14 protein-coding genes are annotated in these 16,808 nt (G+C 65.1%); 4 read left to right on the forward strand and 10 right to left on the reverse strand.

Going from position 1 to position 16,808, the window contains the following annotated elements:
• Window positions 1-144 precede the first annotated feature (144 nt).
• The 3 genes from PD284_RS11060 to PD284_RS11070 are packed head-to-tail and all read right to left on the reverse strand — an operon-like array spanning window position 145 to window position 3,394.
• Entirely contained in the window at window positions 145-1,353 is a 1,209-nt protein-coding gene (locus PD284_RS11060; RefSeq protein WP_274628252.1) for an aldose 1-epimerase family protein, read from the reverse strand.
• A gap of 11 nt (window positions 1,354-1,364) precedes the next feature.
• Window positions 1,365-2,279 carry a sugar phosphate isomerase/epimerase family protein gene (locus tag PD284_RS11065; protein ID WP_274628253.1) on the reverse strand — a complete coding sequence of 305 codons (915 nt, stop codon included), beginning with the start codon at window positions 2,277-2,279 and terminating at the stop codon, window positions 1,365-1,367.
• 26 nt (window positions 2,280-2,305) lie between these two features.
• Window positions 2,306-3,394, reverse strand: coding sequence for a Gfo/Idh/MocA family protein (locus PD284_RS11070; protein ID WP_274628254.1), 1,089 nt, complete (start codon window positions 3,392-3,394; stop codon window positions 2,306-2,308).
• Window positions 3,395-3,615: 221 nt separating this feature from the next.
• Between PD284_RS11070 and PD284_RS11075 the strand changes: the two genes are divergently transcribed.
• The gene (locus tag PD284_RS11075) at window positions 3,616-4,647 is read left to right on the forward strand and encodes a LacI family DNA-binding transcriptional regulator (protein WP_274628255.1); all 1,032 of its coding nucleotides are present in this window, start codon (window positions 3,616-3,618) and stop codon (window positions 4,645-4,647) included.
• 42 nt (window positions 4,648-4,689) lie between these two features.
• Here PD284_RS11075 and PD284_RS11080 read toward each other — a convergent pair whose 3' ends face one another.
• Window positions 4,690-7,767 (reverse strand): efflux RND transporter permease subunit, encoded by a 3,078-nt coding sequence (locus PD284_RS11080; RefSeq protein ID WP_274628256.1) that lies wholly within the window; start codon window positions 7,765-7,767, stop codon window positions 4,690-4,692.
• Entirely contained in the window at window positions 7,764-8,948 is a 1,185-nt protein-coding gene (locus PD284_RS11085) for an efflux RND transporter periplasmic adaptor subunit (protein ID WP_274628257.1), read from the reverse strand. Before PD284_RS11085 ends, PD284_RS11080 begins: the two co-directional genes overlap by 4 nt.
• A gap of 136 nt (window positions 8,949-9,084) precedes the next feature.
• Here PD284_RS11085 and PD284_RS11090 point away from each other — a divergent pair, with 136 nt between their 5' ends.
• The gene (locus PD284_RS11090; RefSeq protein ID WP_274628258.1) at window positions 9,085-9,627 is read left to right on the forward strand and encodes a TetR/AcrR family transcriptional regulator; all 543 of its coding nucleotides are present in this window, start codon (window positions 9,085-9,087) and stop codon (window positions 9,625-9,627) included.
• 142 nt (window positions 9,628-9,769) lie between these two features.
• Complete coding sequence (locus PD284_RS11095; protein WP_274630604.1) at window positions 9,770-11,149, forward strand: sodium:proton antiporter; 1,380 nt, start codon at window positions 9,770-9,772, stop codon at window positions 11,147-11,149.
• A 37-nt stretch (window positions 11,150-11,186) separates the two neighbouring features.
• Here the strand turns inward: PD284_RS11095 and PD284_RS11100 are convergent, their stop codons facing one another.
• Window positions 11,187-12,113: a LysR family transcriptional regulator gene (locus PD284_RS11100; RefSeq protein WP_274628259.1), complete on the reverse strand. Its 927-nt coding sequence runs from the start codon at window positions 12,111-12,113 to the stop codon at window positions 11,187-11,189.
• An 84-nt stretch (window positions 12,114-12,197) separates the two neighbouring features.
• On the opposite strand from PD284_RS11100, the gene PD284_RS11105 reads away from it, so the two are divergent.
• Complete coding sequence (locus tag PD284_RS11105; RefSeq protein ID WP_274628260.1) at window positions 12,198-13,094, forward strand: DMT family transporter; 897 nt, start codon at window positions 12,198-12,200, stop codon at window positions 13,092-13,094.
• Between the two features lie 80 nt (window positions 13,095-13,174).
• Here the strand turns inward: PD284_RS11105 and PD284_RS11110 are convergent, their stop codons facing one another.
• The 4 genes from PD284_RS11110 to PD284_RS11125 are packed head-to-tail and all read right to left on the reverse strand — an operon-like array spanning window position 13,175 to window position 16,782.
• Window positions 13,175-13,924, reverse strand: a complete 750-nt coding sequence (locus PD284_RS11110; RefSeq protein ID WP_274628261.1) for an ABC transporter ATP-binding protein — start codon at window positions 13,922-13,924, stop codon at window positions 13,175-13,177.
• Window positions 13,921-14,751: an ABC transporter ATP-binding protein gene (locus PD284_RS11115; RefSeq protein WP_274628262.1), complete on the reverse strand. Its 831-nt coding sequence runs from the start codon at window positions 14,749-14,751 to the stop codon at window positions 13,921-13,923. The genes PD284_RS11110 and PD284_RS11115 overlap by 4 nt, the downstream gene beginning before the upstream one ends.
• Before the next feature lie 52 nt (window positions 14,752-14,803).
• A complete protein-coding gene (nikC, locus tag PD284_RS11120) occupies window positions 14,804-15,721 on the reverse strand; it encodes a nickel transporter permease (protein ID WP_274628263.1) in 918 nt (305 codons plus the stop codon).
• Window positions 15,718-16,782, reverse strand: a complete 1,065-nt coding sequence (locus tag PD284_RS11125) for an ABC transporter permease (protein WP_411956194.1) — start codon at window positions 16,780-16,782, stop codon at window positions 15,718-15,720. The genes nikC and PD284_RS11125 overlap by 4 nt, the downstream gene beginning before the upstream one ends.
• Window positions 16,783-16,808 lie beyond the last annotated feature (26 nt).

Here is a 16,808-nt window from a genome sequence, read left to right on the forward strand (position 1 = left end):
ACGAACTCCAGCTGCAGCCGGCGCGCGACCCGCCTCCGTTCGGATCGCGACGGCATCTGAAACATCGACCGCGAGCAAACGCCCGGTGCGGACGTTGGTCGAAATTGGTCGGACCAGCATTGAGAGGCCATTGGCAGCCCCATGTCAAACGCCGCCCTTGCCGGTATCGCCGCCACCACGCCCGGCAAGCGGGACGTGGTTGTTGGACGGTTCCGGAAAGCCTTCCGACGGCTGCCTGGCGATGCCGGTGATGCGCGTCTCGGCGGCGGCGATCTCGTCTGCGCCGGCCAGGATGCGGAAGGTGACGTCGTAGCGGCGCTCCTCGCCGTGCTCCAGCCAGATGATCTCGCCGCGCTCGCGCGCCGCCTCATGCCCGAGCACATGGTTGGTGGAGGGCTCGAGGCCCAGCACGTACAGGCCGGCCTGCATGTTCTGCCATTGCAGCATGCACGGGAACTGGTCCTTGCGGCTGACCACCTCGAAGCCGATGCCGAGCCGGTCGTTGACGATGGCCACGGGCTGCTCGCCTGCGGCGTTCGTCCCGAGCTCGTGCTGCCAGACCTGCTCGCGGAAATTCTGCTGGGGGGCGGGCATGGTGTGGTAGGGCACGTTCTGCTTGCGGTAGTTTTCTCCCGCATGCGCGGCCCACACCACGTCGGTGATCGGCGCGAGGTAGCGCGAGCCCTCGGCCACGACCGGGTGGCCGACATTGACGTGGTACATGTACATATGCGGCGTGCGGTAGAAGCCCCGGTTGACCACGCTGTCGTGCAGGCGGATCTCGTTCGTCCCCACCTTCACCTCGATGCGCCGCGTCAGATGCAGGTCCTCGCCGAACACGGTCGCCTGGCTGACCACGCCTTCGCACCACAGCGTGCATTCGTCGCCGTCCCAGCGCTCGCCATAGCCCGACAGGCGGGCAGGGGTGTTGGCGACGCGCCCATGGATGCCGTGCGGGACGCTGTCGCGCCCGCGATACTGGTAATGGTCCGCCGGCTCCTCATACTTGAACAGGATGTGGTCCAGCCCACAGGTGGCGAGCAGGCCGGAGAAGCTGCGCAGCCAGCCGAGGCCGTTCTCTCCCTCGTAGTCCAGATAGGCGGGGTGCTTGAAGCCGGCCGGCGAGTGCCAGCCGATCGCCATGCCGCGGTACTCGCACTCCGCGACGTCGAAGCCGCGGTCGACCATCACCGTGAAGCGCAAACCCGTGCCGGTGCGGAACTCCAGCATCCTGACGCCGCGCTCCGTACCGTCGCCCAGTGTCATCAGCCGGACGCCGGCGAACTGCGAGAGCGAACCCGCGCTGGCGTCGATGTCACGCCGCGTGCGCTGTTCTCCGTAGAGTTCCACCATGGCCGCCTCCGTCAGAGACCGTTCGCCCGGAGCTTGCCATCGAGGAATTTTTTGGCCCGCGGCACGTCGTCCTCGGCCAAGTGCTCGATGATGATCGGAATGTTCGAGTGTTTCTCGGCCAGCCGCCTGAGGTACAGATCGTAGTTCAGCGAGCCGAGGCCGGGCGCCGGCAGCTCGATCTCGCCGACGCCGCGGAAGGTGTGGCTTTCCATCGCGTCGGCATCGCCGATGTCGTCGTGCTTCTCGCCCTTGTCATCGCCCGAGCGTTTTACATCTTTCGCGTGGGCGATCTTGATCTTGTCGGAAAGCGTGTCGAACACCTGGTTCAGGATCTGGTCCATCCTGTCGATGTTGTGCGCCTCGAAATAGTTGGTCGGGTCCATCAGCAGGCCAAGGCCCGGATGGTCGACCTGCGCGAACATCCTCACGGTCTCCTCGACGGAGCCGACGACGTTGTTGACGTAGGTTTCCAGGCAGAAGATCGCGCCGTGGTCGTAGGCGGTCTGGGCGAGGTCGGCGATGACCTTGCGGCATTCCTCAAAACCTTCCTCGGTCTTGTTCTTCGGGTGATGCACCCAGTCGGATTCGGTGTTGTAGGTGCCCGTCTCGGAGATGACGTAAGGGCTGCCGAGATCGCGCGCATTGCGGATGATCTCCTTCAGGTAGCCGACGCGCTTGTCGCGCTCGGCCCTGTCCGGATGCACGATGTTCGTGTAGCCCGACACGCAACAGATCGGCAGGTTGTGGTCGCGAAAGGTGTCGCGGACCTTCCGCGCCTTGTCCTTCGTGATCTGGCCGGCCGAGAGGTCGATGTCCTTGAAGTGGAGGTCGAGCTGGACGGTGTTGAAGTCGAGCGCGCGGATCTTTTTCGCCGTCTCTTCCAGGCCGTACGGGAAGTAACCCGTGAAAATGCCGGTCTGCATCATGATCGAAAACTCCTCCCTGTGCGCATTCAACCAATCGAGATTTCGGACAGCTTCACGGTTCGACCCTTGTCGATGGATCGATAGCCTGCCTCGACGAGCTGCATTGTCCTCACATTGTCCGCGATGCTGAGCGCCGGAGGCTCGCCGGACTTCACGGCGTGCTGAAGCTGCTCCATGACGCCGATGAAGGCATGCGGAAACCACATGGTGTCCCACTGGGGCGTCACCCACTTGCCCTTGGTCGACTTCGTCGATGCATAGGTGAGGGTGGAGGCCACGCCCGTCGGCCAGCCGATCGTGCCCTTGGCGACGCCTCCCGTGCCGTCGACCCGCCAGCTGATGTGCTGGTCGTCCTCGTAGCCCTTCTCGCGCGGCCCCGACCATACGTCTTCCAGCGACACCGCCATGACCCCGGACGGGAACCTCAGCGTCGACACCGTGATGCCGTCGGAGTGATCGAATGTCGTGCGGGGATCCTTGCGGGTCAGCGTGGTGATCTCGTCGGGATCGCCGAACAGAAAGCGCAGCACGTCCAGGTGGTGGACCGCCATGTTGGAGAGCGTCAGGCGATCGTAGTCCACCAGAAAGGTCTGCCAGTGGGGGATGGCGTGCATGTCGATCTGGGCGAAGACGATGTCGCCAAGCGCGCCAGAATCCATGATCTGCTTGAGCACGCGCATGGACTGGTCGTAGCGCATGTTCTGGTTGACGGAGATGATCTTGCCGGCCTTCTCGGCCTCGTTGCGCAGCTTGATCGCCTCCTTCAGCGAGAGGGCCAGCGGCTTCTGCGCCAGGATCGCCTTGACGTGCTTCTGCTTCAGCGCGTGCCGGATGAGCGCGGGCTGCTGGTCCGGCGGAAAGGCGAGGTCGATGATCTCGACATTCGGGTCCTCGATCAGCGCTTCCGGCGTCTCATGGACCTTCGGAATGCCCCAGCGTTTCGCGACCTTGGCGGCATTGGCCTTTGTGCGCGAGGCGATGGCGACGACCGGAAAGCCGGCCTCCTTGTAGGCGGCGAGATGGCACTCCGCCATGATCATGCCGGCGCCGATGCAGCCGATCCTGTACTTCCGTGTCCGGACCTTTACGTCCGGCGCGAACTTTTGGCCTGCCATGTTCCTCCCTCAGACCTCACGGTCTATGAGGAATATTGACGGTCGCTCGGAAGGCTGTCAACGTCATAACACATCAAAATACAGCATGATCACTCATCACCTGCTTCCAAAGAGACCGAATGCCTCACCAAGAACGCACATGTCAGGTCAGGGCGGATACATCATTTCACATCAGAAACGGCTATGCGCCGTGCTGAGATCGAGATGAAGGGTACGTAGACTTGCGGTCCACACTGAACGACGTCGCGCGCGAGGCCGGAGTTTCACCCGCCACGGTGGATCGCGTGCTGAACAACCGGACCGGGGTGAGGACACGGACGCGCGAGATCGTCGTCGAGACAGCCCGGCGGCTGGGCTATATCTCCCCGGCCCCTGATGATGCGGGCCGCCAGCCGAGCGTCCCCGACGAGGTCGTGAAGCTCAACTTCGCGCTCCCGGCCGGCACCAACACTTTCATCAAAATGCTGCACCGTGAAATCGAGGCGCAGGCCCTCTTGCGGCCAAACCTCGACGTCCATGTCGAAGCCATCGAGGGATTCGATCCCGACGGGCTGGCGCGCGCGCTGCTTGACCTGCGCGGCAAGACGCAGGGCGTGGGCGTCATCGCGCTCGACCACCCCACCGTGCGCGAGGCGATCCGTTCGCTCGCCGCCGATGGCGTGAAGGTGGTCACCATCGCCTCGGACATCCTGCACGTTCCGCGCGTCGCCTATGTGGGCATCGACAACCGCGCTGCAGGGCGGCTCGCCGGATATCTGGTCGGCCGCTTCATGCGGGGGGATGCATCGGGCAAGGCGGCGGTCTTCGCCGGCTCACGGTCCTATCGGGGGCACGAGGAGCGGGAGATGGGTTTTCGCCACATCCTGTCCGAGGCGTTTCCCCGGATCGAGGTGGTCGAACTGCGCGAGATGCTCGACGACCGTGAGAAGGCGTATTCCGAGGCGTCCGCGCTTCTCGACCGGCATCCCGACCTGGCCGCGATCTACAATATAGGGGCGGGGAACCCCGGCATTGCGCGCGCGCTCAAGGAACGGGGCAGGGAGCATTCGGTGGTTTTCGTCGGCCATGAGGCGACGGAAGGCACGCGGCAACTGCTGCTGGACGGCACGCTGGACGCGGTGATCGACCAGAACCCGCGGGTTGAGGCGCGCGAGGCGCTCAACATCCTGAGCCAGTCGGTGCGCGGGCTCCCCTTCGATCCTCACCCGCCCCGGCTGGCGGCAATTTTTCGCGAGAACATCCCGGAAGCCTGACAGGAGGAGCGGCGCGTCGGAAGCGCCGCGTCCTCGTTTTCGTCAGTGTTCCAGCGCGGGCTCGGCGGCCGCGACCGGCTCTTCATGCGCCGCGTGGTCGCGACGCGCGATGTAGGTGTAGAACATCGGAACCACGAAGAGCGTGAACGTCGTGCCGATCAGGATGCCGGCGAAGATCACGAGGCCCATCGAATAGCGCGCGGCGGCGCCGGCGCCCTGGGTGGTGATCAGGGGCACGACGCCGAGCGCCATGGCGGCCGTCGTCATCAGGATCGGACGCAGGCGCGTCTTGGCCGATGCGATGATGGCCTCTTGGATCGACAGGCCGTGCTCTTCCCGCTGCTGGTTTGCGAACTCCACCAGCAGGATGCCGTGCTTCGTGATCAGCCCTATCAGCGTGATCAGGCCGACCTGCGTATAGATGTTCAGCGTGCCGAGCCCCAGGTTGAGCGGCAGGATCGCGCCGAAGATCGACAGCGGCACCGACATCATGATGATGAGCGGATCCCGGAAACTTTCGAACTGCGCGGCGAGCACCAGGTAGATGACGACCACGGCGAGCGCGAAGGCGATGGCGATGGTCGAACCCTGCTCCTTCTCCAGGCGCGACTGGCCCGAATAATCGAGGAAGAAGCCCGACGGCAGCAGCGGCCGGGCGATGTCCTCGATCGTCTTGAGGCCGTCGCCAGTGGTGACGCCCGGCAACGGAAGAGCCGAGATCGTCGCCGAGTTCAGCTGGTTGAATTGCTCGATCGAGGCGGGCGACGCGTTGGTCTCGATCGAGACCACTGCGGAGAGCGGCACCATCTCGCCGCTGGCGCTGCGGATGAAGAAGTCGCCGAGGCGCTCGGGATTCTGCCGATACCTGTCCGGGACTTGCAGGATGATATCGTAGCTGTTGGAGTCGCGGTCGAACTGCGCAACTGAGCCGCCGCCCACCAGCAAGCCGAGCGTCGTGCCTATGTCGCTGATCGGCAGGCCCAGGGCGGCAGCGCGGTCCCGGTCGATCGAGACGGTCACCTGCGGAGCGTCGAAGGAGAGCGAGTTCTGGACGACGATGAAGCGCCCGGAGGCCTGAGCCTTCTGCTTGATCTGTTCGGCAACCTCGAACACCTGGCTGGGATCGCCGGTCGACTGCACGACCATGGAGATCGGCAAGCCGCCGCCGGTGCCGGGCAGCGTCGGTGGCGCGAAGACCAGCGCCTCGACGCCAGCGACACTCTTGAGGCGCGCCTGAATGTCGGCCTGGAGTTCCTTCTGGGAACGCTTGCGCTCCGACCAGTCCTTGAACGACCAGATCGAGAAGCCGGTATTCGTCTCGCCGCCCATGCCGACGATCGAGAAGCTCACCTTGAGTTCTTCGAGATCCTTCGTCAGTTCGCGGATTTCGGTCGTGTAGAGCGCCGTGTATTCGCTGGTCGCATAGCGCGGCGCCTGCACCAGAGCGAACAGGGCGCCCTGATCCTCTTCCGGCGCCAGCTCGCCGGAGGTCTTGGTGAACATGTAGCCGGTCACCGACACCAGGGTGAGGACGACCAGAAGCGTGACCGGCCGGTACTTCAGCGAGCCAGAGACGAGCCGCTCATAGCGGTTGGCGATGCGGTCGAAGGTGCGGTCGACGAACGACTGGAACCGGCTGTGGCCGCCTGCCTTCAGCATGCGCGCCGACATCGTCGGCGTGATGGTCAGCGCGACGATGCCTGAAATGACCACCGCGCCCGCCAGCGTCAACGCGAACTCGCGGAACAGCGACCCGGTCAGCCCGCCGGTGAAGGCGAGCGGCGCAAACACGGCGGCCAGTGTGATCGTCATGGCGACCACCGGGCCGGTGATCTCCGACATTCCCTTGAAGGCCGCCTGCATCGGCGTCATGCCTTCCTCTATGTGGCGGTGGATGTTCTCGACCACCACGATCGCGTCGTCGACCACCAGACCGATGGCAAGCACCATGGCCAGCAGCGACAAGAGATTGATCGAGTAGCCCAGCACGAAGAGGAGGAAGCAGGCGCCGATCAGCGACAGCGGGATGGTGATGATCGGCATCAGGACCGAACGGAAGGACCCGAGGAACAGGATGATCACCATGACGACGATGGCCACCGCCTCGGCAATGGTCTTGAAAACCTCGCTGATCGAGGCGCTGATGGTCTCGGTGGAATCGTAGACCAGCGTGATCTTCATCCCGTCGGGCAGGCTTTCCTGGATGGCCGGAAGCTCGTCGATGACGGCGGCGGCCGTGTCGAGCGGGTTGGCCGCCGGGGTCGGGAACACGCCGATGAAGGTGCCCTGTTCGCCGCCGAAGTCGACGATGGTGTCCGTGCTCTCTGCGGCCAGTTCCACATGCGCGATGTCGCGCAGGCGCACCACGCCCGTCTCGTCGGACTTGAGCGGGATCGCGGCAAAGGCCTCGGGCGTCTTGAGCGTCGACTGCAGCGTGATCGAATAGGCGACGTACTCGTCCTTGGTCTTGCCGGGCGCCGAAAGGAAGTTGGCGCGGTTGATGGCGGCAAGCACTTCCGTGGCCGTCATGTTGCGGGAGGCGAGCTTGATGGGGTCGACCCAGACCCGCATCGAGTATTCCGCCGCGCCGAGCACCTGGACTTCGGCGACGCCCTCGATGGTCGACATGCGGGGCCGGATGACGCGCTCGATATACTCGGTCAGCTGCTCGGCCGTCATGTTCGGGTTCTGCATCGCCAGATACATCAACGCGAACTGCTGGCCGGTGCCCTTGACGATGACCGGATCCTCGGCGGCGATCGGCAGCTCGCCGCGCACGCCCTGCACCTTCGACATCACCTCGGTCAACGCCACGTCCGGGTCGGAACCGAGCTGCATCTGGACCGTCACGACGCTCGCCGAAGGCCGGCTCTGCGAGGTGACGTAGTCGATGTTCTCCGTCGTGGCGACGGCGCGGGCGATCGGCGAGGTGATGAAGCCCTGGATCAGCTCGGGACTGGCGCCGGCATAGGTCGTGGTGATCGTGATGACAGTTTCCTCGACCTCGGGATACTGGCGCACGGACAGATTGAACATGCCCTGGAAGCCCAGGAGCAGGATCATGGCAGCGACGACGGTCGTGAGGACCGGCCGCCGGATGAAGATGTCGGAGAAGCTCATCGAGCGGCAGCCTCTGCGCCGGAGTTCGTCGGCGTCACCGAATTGTTGATCACGACCGGCGAGTTGTTGGACAGGCGATTTTGGCCGGCAGTGACGACCTCATCGCCGGGGGAAACGCCCTCGGTGATCTCGATCTTGCCATTGCTGCGCCTGCCGATCTTGACGAAGACCTGCGATACGGTGAGGGCCGGTTCCTCTGTCTTGGCGGCGGCGCTCTCGGACGGGTTCTGCTGGGCCGTAGCCGCGTCTGCTGCCGGCTGCTGCTTGGCTGCCGCGGACTTCACGACGAAGATGAAATCGCCATAGAGGCTGGTGACCACGGCCGTCTCGGGAACCGCGAGTACGTCGTTCTCCTCGGGCAGCTCGACGCGCACCTGGACGAACTGGCCGGGGCTCAGCTTGCCTTCGGGATTGGAGATCTCTGCGCGGATGGCAACCAGCCGGCTGGACGGATCGACCTTGGGTTCGATGCCCTTGATCGAACCCTTGAAGGGCATGTTGTCCGCGTTGACGCCGAAGATGACCGGCTGACCGATCTGCAGCAGCGACAGTTGCTGCTCCGGAACGGAAAAGTCGGCGCGCATGGTGTCGAGATCCTGCAGCGTCGCGACCACGGTGCCCGGCTGGACGAACTGGCCGAGCTCGATGCGCGGAATGCCCATCGTCCCCTTGTAGGGCGCGCGCAGCTGCTTCTGGTCGAGGACGGCCTGCAGCTTCTGGACCTGGGAGGCCGACGTCTCTGCGGCGGCGCGGGCGGCGTCCAGCGTCGCCGTCGAACCGACGCCGCGCTGCTGCAGTTCGATGGCGCGGGTCAGCGCCAGCTGGTCGAGGCTGGACTGGGTGCGCGCCACCTCGAGATCGGCGCGCTGCACGCTGTCGTCGAGCTGCACGAGTATCTCGTCCTCGGCAACGCGCTGATTGGAATCGAAGAAGATCTCCTTGACCACGCCAAGGGTCTCGACGGTCAGGTCGACGCCGCGCGAGGCGGCGACCGTGCCGATCGCCTCGATGCCCGGGTTCCATGTCGACGGCTCGACTTTCACGGTGGACACCGTGACGGAGGGAACCGGCATGGATGCGAAATACTGCTGGATGGCGCGATCGCGGAAGGTGTTGAAGCCGACGATGCCGCCGACGACGACGGCGAGGAGGATCGCGGCGATGATGAGGCGCTTGATCAAAGGAATTTTCCCAAAGGGTGTTGCAGGACCACTTGGGGAAGGGACCACGCAACGTCAACGATTTTGGGAGAGCTACTGTACCGTCTGGACGGTAATGTCAATTGGACATATGCTGCCAGCAAGCTTGGAGGGACACGTGTCGCAACCGAAGGGAAGCTCAAGAGACAGGATCCTGGCCGCCGCCGCCGAGGTAGCGCGCGAGGCCGGCGCCGGGAAACTGTCCCTTGACGCCATCGCCGCGCGCGCAGGCGTGTCCAAGGGCGGACTGCTCTACAATTTTCCGACGAAAGCGGCGCTCATGCGGGCGCTCGTCGATACATTTCTCGCGGAGTTCGAGGCCGAACTGAACGCGGCGACTGAGGATCCCCAAGCCAATGTCGATGTGCTGACGGCCTATGTCAGGCTATCCGCCATCGAGTGCGAGGAGACAAAGCCGGGCGGGGCCGGCGTGCTTGCCGCGATCGCCGAGGATCCGGATTTCCTGAAGCCGATAGCGGCGTTCAAGCGGCGGCTTCTCGATCGCCTGAAGGCAAACGCCGCGGACGTCGAATCCGTGCTGGTGATCTATCTGGCGCTCGAAGGCATGCGCAGCATGAAGCTGTTCGAGATCGACGTGCTGACCGCTGACGAGCGCGAGCTCGCCGTGGCGGCCATGCTCAATCGCTTCGCGCGCGGCTAGCTGCCTCGGTTTCCACACATTTCTCGCCTCCCGCTTTGACGCGCTCGACAACGCTGAATAGGTTGGCCGGCCATCGAGGGGAAAGACAGCTTTGACGTTTCGGAACATAACACAGCACATCGCCCTCACATTCGGCCTGGCGATGGCGCTGGCCGGACTACCGCTGCCGGCGCTGGCCGCGGAGTTGCAGGGCGAAACCATGTCCCTCGCTTGGGCCCTGCCTTTTGCGGGCATTCTGCTGTGCATCGCCACGGGACCGTTGCTCTACCATCACTTCTGGGAGCATCACTACGGCAAGATCGCCCTGTTCTGGGCGCTGACGGTTGTGATCCCGATGGCCGTGGCGTTCGGTTTTTCCGCCATGCTGACGGCGGTGCTGCACACCATCCTGCTTGAATATCTGTCCTTCATCATCCTGCTCTTCGGGCTCTTCACTATTGCCGGCGGAATTCTGGTCGCAGGCAACATTCACGGCACGCCCGGGACGAATGCGCTGATCCTGGTGATCGGCGCGGTGCTCGCCTCGGTTGTCGGGACGACCGGCGCGTCGATGATCCTCATCCGGCCGATCATCCGCGCCAACGACAACCGGCCGTTCAACGCGCATGTGATCGTGTTCTTCATCTTCCTGGTGTCGAACATCGGCGGCTCGCTGACGCCGCTCGGCGATCCGCCGCTCTTCGTCGGTTTCCTGCGCGGCGTCGATTTCTTCTGGACGACATCGCATCTGTGGCCCGACACGCTCTTCGTAGGGGCGATCGTGCTCGCGGCGTTCCTGGTCATCGACTACATCCTGCACCGCCGCGAGGAAGGCATGCCGAAGATGAAGGATCCGACGCCGGATTCGAAGGTGCGGATCCGCGGGGTCGGGAACATCCCGCTGCTTTTCGGCGTCATCGCCGCTATCCTGATGTCGGCCGCCTGGGATCCCGGCGTCAGTTTCATGGTCCACGGTGTCGAGGTTGAGCTGCAGAACATTCTGCGCGACCTCATCATCCTCGTCCTGGCCGGCGTCTCGCTGGTCATCACCAAGAAGGAATACCGGCGCGCCAACGGCTTCAACTGGGGCCCGATCCTCGAAGTCGCAAAACTGTTCGCAGCGATCTTCATCTGCATCATCCCCGTGATCGCGATCCTCAAGGCCGGCATGAGCGGGGCTCTTGCGCCGCTCGTCGCGATGGTCACCGGGCCGGACGGTGCGCCGAACGATCTCGCCTATTTCTGGATGACCGGCATCCTGTCGTCGTTCCTCGACAACGCGCCGACTTATCTCGTCTTCTTCGAGCTGGCGGGCGGCGATCCGCAGCAACTGATGACGACGTACGCCACGACGCTCGCCGCCATCTCGGCCGGTGCGGTCTTCATGGGCGCCAACACCTATATCGGCAACGCGCCGAACTTCATGGTCTATGCGATCGCACGCGAGCGCGGCGTCAGGATGCCAAGTTTCTTCGGCTACATGCTGTGGTCGGGTGCGATCCTCATTCCGACCTTCGTCATCTCGGGGTTCCTGTTCTTCTGACCCTGTCCGCCGGCGAATGCAGAGTCGTTTCCGCCGCTTATCGCTCGTCCCTGAGAAATGCCTCGAGCTTCTCCGGGGCGAGAGCCGCTTCCTTGGCGATGCGACGGGCGAGCTCTGCCGCCGCCGGGCGCGGGCGTCCGACAGGACGGTCGATCCAGTAGGCGACCGGATTGAGCACGGTGCGGGCGTCGACCGGCACCAGCCGCCCGGACGCGAGCTGCGCTGTGGTCAGCGGCGGGCGCGCAAGCGCCACCCCGAGGCCGTGGGCGGCCGCATCGAGCACCAGGTTGTAGTCCTCGAACCGTCGATCATGGGCGCGCGGGTGGTAGTCCATGCCGAAGTCGCCGAGCCACGCGCGCCATCCAGAGGCGTCGGAATCGTGGATCAGCGGATAGTTCAGGATCGCGTCGGGGCCGCCCGACCCGATCGCTTCCGCGATCGCCGGCGAGGCGATCGGAAAGCAATGCTCCTCGAAGAGTTTTGCCGATACCCGGCCCGCGATGGGGCCGCGCCCGCAGCGCATCGACAGGTCGACGCCTTCCTCGTCGAGGTCGACCTGCCGGATGTCCACCTCCAGCACGATGCGCAGCGGCGTTTCGCCCAATTCCAGCTTCTTGAGGCGCGGGATGAGCCACAGCCCGCAGAGCGAGGGGATGGTCGCCAGCCGAACGACGGCGCCGCCGCGCGGCTCCGTCCAGCGATCCGTGTTGTCGGCGATCAGCGCAAAGGCTTCCGCCGTGCGTATGTACAGGCGATTGCCTTCAATGGTCAGCGCCACGCCGCGCGCGCCGCGGTCGAACACCTTGAAGCCCAGCCAATCCTCCAGCTTGGCGATCTGGCGGCTGATAGCGCCGTGGGTGAGGTTGAGCCCTTCCGCGGCGGCCGAGAAACTGCCGGTGCGGGCTGCCGCCTCGAACGCCCGCAGCGTCTCGAGAGGCGGTATGGGGCGCGAGCTGTGATCCATGCTCACAGCAGATGCTTGAATTCGTCGTTTGTCAATCAGCTCAGCCCGGGATGAGATGGGTGCAATCAAGCCGGAGAAGAGGTCATGAGCGCCGTGCAGTCAGTTTCGCCTGTTTCTGAGCGGTCGGTCGATCTGGTCGCGATGGCCGCGGTCGGCGTCACCATTTTCGGCTGGGCGTCAGCCTTTCCGGCCATTCGCGTGGGGCTTGGCCAGTTCGGACCAGCCGAGCTTGGAGCGCTGCGCTTCCTCGTCGCGGCGCTTCCGGCGGCGCTGTTCCTGGCCATTCTGAGGCCGGGCCTGCCGAAGCTCGCGGAAACCTGGCGCTTCATGTTCGGCGGCATCGTCTTCGTCGCGCTCTATACCATTCTGCTCAATTTCGGCGAGCTGACGGTATCGGCCGGCGCGGCGAGCTTCATCATCAATGTCAGCCCGATCCTGACCGCCATCCTTGCCGTGTTCGTGCTTGGCGAGCGCTTCCGGATGATGGCCTGGGCGGGCACGCTGATCTCGTTCGCGGGCATCGGCCTGATCGCGCTGGGCGAGGGGGAAGGACTCGCGCTCAACCAGGGCGCGCTGCTGATCCTCGGCGCGGCCGTCTGCACGGCAACCGCCACCATCGTCCAGAAGCCCCTGTTCAGGACGCACAAGCCGCTGGTGGTGTCGGCCTGGAACATGATCATCGGGACCGTGTTCATGACGCCCTTGCTGCCCGGCGCCCTCGACCAGCTGTCCGCGGCGGACGCGCAAGGCATCTTCGCGATGCTCTTCCTCGGCCTGGTTTCGAGCCTCGTCGCTTATGGCGCATGGGCGATCGCGCTGTCGCGCCTGCCTGCCGCCCGCGCCAGCAACTATCTCTACTGCATCCCGCCTGTCGCCACGCTGATCGGCTTCCTGTGGCTAGGCGAGGTTCCGGGAACCCTCGGCCTGATCGGCGGCGCGCTGGCGCTCGGCGGGGTGATCGTCGTCAGCCGGGCGAAGTGAGGCCGCCGTTCGAGGGCAGATGAAGTCTGTGGGAGATGGCGATCAGCTACGCGGCTGTGCTGCTTCCAGACTGAGGCACCTCACGCCTCGCGGCTGAACCCGACGCTGGCCCGCAGGAGGTTCTGCGTATAGGGCTTCGCCGCCCGGCGCTCCGCAAGCTCTGCCGACGTCAGCCGCTCGACCTCCTCGCCGTTCTGCATGACCATCAGCCGCTCGCACATGTGGGCGATCACGGCGAGGTCGTGGCTGACGAAGACGAACGTCAGCTTGCGGTCGCGGCGTATCTGTTCCAGCAGGTTCAGCACTTCCGCCTGTACGGACGCATCCAGCGCCGAGGTCGGCTCGTCGAGCAGGAGGACCGACGGCTCAAGGATCAGCGCGCGGGCGATGGCGACGCGCTGGCGCTGGCCGCCCGACAGCTGATGCGCGTAACGGAAGCGGAAGCCGGCGCCGAGACCCACCTCTTCCAGCGCCCGCACTATCCTGGATTCCGTGTCCGAGAAGCCGTGGATCGCGAGTGGTTCGAGCAGGAGCCGATCGACAGTGTGGCGAGGGTGGAGGGATCCGTACGGATCCTGGAAAACCATCTGAACCTGACGGTAGAAGTCCTTGTCGCGGTTGCCTTTCAGGGCGCGGCCATTGACGGAGATCTCGCCTGACGCGATGGGCGCGAGGCCGGCTACGGCGCGCAGCAGCGTCGATTTTCCCGATCCGCTCTCACCGACCAGCCCGAAGGATTCGCCCGCCATCACGTCGAGGTTCACGCCTTTGAGCGCGTGGAAGTGGTCGTACACGACCTCGAGGCCGCGGATGGACAGCGCCGGCGTCATGCAGCCCATTCCGGCTTGCGATCGAGGACCGGCAGCGGGTGTCGCTGCGCGCCGATATTCGGCATGCAGTCGAGAAGGCCGCGCGTGTAGGGATGCTCCGCGTTCGGCAGGTCGCTCGCCGCCAGCTGCTCGACGATCCTGCCGGCATACATGACGATGACACGGTCGCAGAAGGAGGAGATCAGCCTGAGATCGTGCGAGATGAAGATCAGACCCATGCCGCGCTCGGACACCAGACGGTCGAGGATTGCGAGGACGTCGAGCTGCACGGTGACGTCGAGCGCCGATGTCGGCTCGTCGGCGATCAGCAGGTCCGGGTCGGCGATCAGCATCATGGCGATCATGGCGCGCTGGCCCATGCCGCCCGACACTTCGTGCGGATATAGGTCATAGACGCGCTTCGGGTCGCGTATCTGCACGGCCTCCAGCATGGCCAGCGCCCGGTCGCGCGCCTCGGCCTTGCCGATCTTCTCATGGGTACGGAGGGTCTCGACGATCTGGCGGCCGATCGTCATCACCGGGTCGAGCGAGTATTTCGGGTCCTGGAGGATCATCGAGATGCGGTTGCCGCGCAGGTCGCGGCGCACGGCCGGTGACGCCGACAAAAGGTCGATGCCGTCGAACTCGAGCCTGTCTGCTGCGACCGTCGCATGCGGCGGCGTGAGGCCCATGATGGCGCGGCCGGTCTGCGATTTTCCGGAACCGGACTCCCCCACAATGCCCAGCCGCTCCTTGCCAAGCTGGAAGGAGATGCCGCGCACGGCGTCGATCACGCCGGTGCGGGTGGGGAAGGAGACGCGCAGATTTTCGACGTCGAGCAGGGTCATGCGAGTCCCCGCCGATGGAGGCGGGCGAGGTTTTCCATCGCAGTCGAGGCCGTCATTGCGTCGAATCCCGCGGGTCGAGGGCGTCGCGCAGGCCGTCGCCGAGGAGATTGAAGCCGAGGCTGACGATCAGGATGGCGATGCCGGGCATGCCGGCCACCCACCACTGGTCGAGGATGAAGCGGCGGCCAGACGCGATCATGGCGCCCCATTCGGGCAGCGGCGGCTGGGCGCCGAGACCGAGGAAGCCGAGGCCCGCGGCCGTGAGGATGATGCCGGCCATGTCGAGCGTCACCCGCACGATCAGCGACGATACGCAGAGCGGCATGATGTGGCGCATCACAATGCGCGTCGGCGAGGCGCCCATCAGGCGCACGGCGGCGATGAAATCGGAGTTGCGCACCGTCAGCGTCTCGGCCCGCGCGATGCGGGCGTAGGGGGGCCAGGAGGTGATCGCGATGGCGATCACGGCGTTCTCGATGCCCGGCCCCAGTGCGGCGACAAAGGCGAGCGCAAGGATCAGCTTGGGGAAGGCGAGGAAGATGTCGGTGATCCGCATCAGCACCGCATCGACCCAGCCGCCGGCGTATCCGGCGACGGTGCCGACCAGCAGGCCGATCGGCGCTGCGATGACGGCGACAAGGATGACGATGAACAGCGTGAGGCGCGAACCGTAGACGATGCGCGAGAAGATATCCCGGCCGAGGTCGTCGGTGCCGAACCAGTGCGTGGAACTGGGGGGCAGCAGGCGCGCGTTCTTCAGGTCGCCTATCGTCGGCGAATAGGGGGCGATCACATCTGCGAAGATGGCGACGAGGATCAGCGCGACGATAATGCCGAGACCCACCAGCGCCAGCCGGTTGCCCGAAAAGCGCCGCCATGTGACGTAGGCGCGGCCAAGCCTCGCCTGCGTGCGAGACTGCGGCCGCTCGCTGAGCAGCCATTCGCGACGGGATAGTTCTGCTGCGCTCATCGCTCGCGCGTCCTCGGATCGAGCAGCCGGTAGAGCAGGTCGGACAACAGGTTGATGCCGATGAAGACCGAGCCGATGATGATGGTGCCGCCAAGCACCGCGTTCATGTCGGCGTTCTGCAGCGAGTTGGTGATGTAGAGGCCGAGCCCGGGCCAGGCGAAGACGGTCTCGGTCAGCACCGAGCCTTCGAGCAATCCCGCGTAGGAGAGGGCGATGACGGTGACCAGCGGCACCGCGGCGTTGCGCAGCGCGTGGCCCCAGATGACGCGGCTTTCGGACAGGCCCTTGGCGCGGGCCGCGACGACATACTCCTGCGCCAGCTCGTTCAGCATGAAGGAGCGTGTCATGCGGCTGATATAGGCGAGCGAGAAGTAGCCCAGCAGCGAGGCCGGCAGGATGATATGCGCAAAGATATCGCGGAACGCCCCCCAATCCCGCTGGATCACCGCGTCCAAGAGGTAGAAGCCCGTGATCGGGGTGAACGTGAACTCGTAGGCAACGCCGATGCGGCCCGGCCCTTCCGTCCAACCGAGGCGCGCATAGAACACCAGCAGGGCGATGAGGCCCAGCCAGAAGATCGGGACGGAATAGCCGACAAGGCCGATCACCCTGACGACCTGGTCGGCGATGCTGCCCCGCTTGACGGCGGCCAGCACGCCGAGGGGCACGCCGAGCACTGCGCCGATGATCGTGCCGAGCGTGGCCAGTTCGATCGTCGCCGGAAACACGCGGGCAATGTCGGTCATGACCGGGTTGGTCGAGAGCACCGAACGGCCGAAGTTGCCTGTGAGCGCATTCTGCACGTAGAGGATGAACTGCTGGTAGATCGGCAGGTCGAGCCCGTATTCCTTGCGCGCCTGCGCGACCACGCTGGCGGGAGCGCGGTCGCCGACGATGGCCAGCACCGGGTCGATCGGGATTACCCGTCCGATGAAGAACGTGACCGCCAGCAGGCCGAAATAGGTGACGACGACAATTCCGGCGAAGCGCAGCAGCGACCACGCAAGCCTGGAAGCACGGCGCGGACGCCGCGCTTCCAGTCGCGTTTCAGTGATGGTCAACGGTTCCTGCCTCCGAACCCGTGGTC

This window comes from Mesorhizobium shangrilense, from assembly GCF_028826155.1.
Classification (GTDB): domain Bacteria; phylum Pseudomonadota; class Alphaproteobacteria; order Rhizobiales; family Rhizobiaceae; genus Arvimicrobium; species Arvimicrobium flavum.

Coding starts and splice junctions, on each gene's coding strand:
- PD284_RS11060 (WP_274628252.1), bottom strand. CDS start 1,353: ATGGTGGAACTCTACGGAGAACAGCGCACGCGGCGTGACATCGACGCC.
- PD284_RS11065 (WP_274628253.1), bottom strand. CDS start 2,279: ATGATGCAGACCGGCATTTTCACGGGTTACTTCCCGTACGGCCTGGAA.
- PD284_RS11070 (WP_274628254.1), bottom strand. CDS start 3,394: ATGGCAGGCCAAAAGTTCGCGCCGGACGTAAAGGTCCGGACACGGAAG.
- PD284_RS11080 (WP_274628256.1), bottom strand. CDS start 7,767: ATGAGCTTCTCCGACATCTTCATCCGGCGGCCGGTCCTCACGACCGTC.
- PD284_RS11095 (WP_274630604.1), top strand. CDS start 9,770: ATGGCGCTGGCCGGACTACCGCTGCCGGCGCTGGCCGCGGAGTTGCAG.
- PD284_RS11100 (WP_274628259.1), bottom strand. CDS start 12,113: ATGGATCACAGCTCGCGCCCCATACCGCCTCTCGAGACGCTGCGGGCG.
- PD284_RS11105 (WP_274628260.1), top strand. CDS start 12,198: ATGAGCGCCGTGCAGTCAGTTTCGCCTGTTTCTGAGCGGTCGGTCGAT.
- PD284_RS11110 (WP_274628261.1), bottom strand. CDS start 13,924: ATGACGCCGGCGCTGTCCATCCGCGGCCTCGAGGTCGTGTACGACCAC.
- PD284_RS11115 (WP_274628262.1), bottom strand. CDS start 14,751: ATGACCCTGCTCGACGTCGAAAATCTGCGCGTCTCCTTCCCCACCCGC.
- nikC (WP_274628263.1), bottom strand. CDS start 15,721: ATGAGCGCAGCAGAACTATCCCGTCGCGAATGGCTGCTCAGCGAGCGG.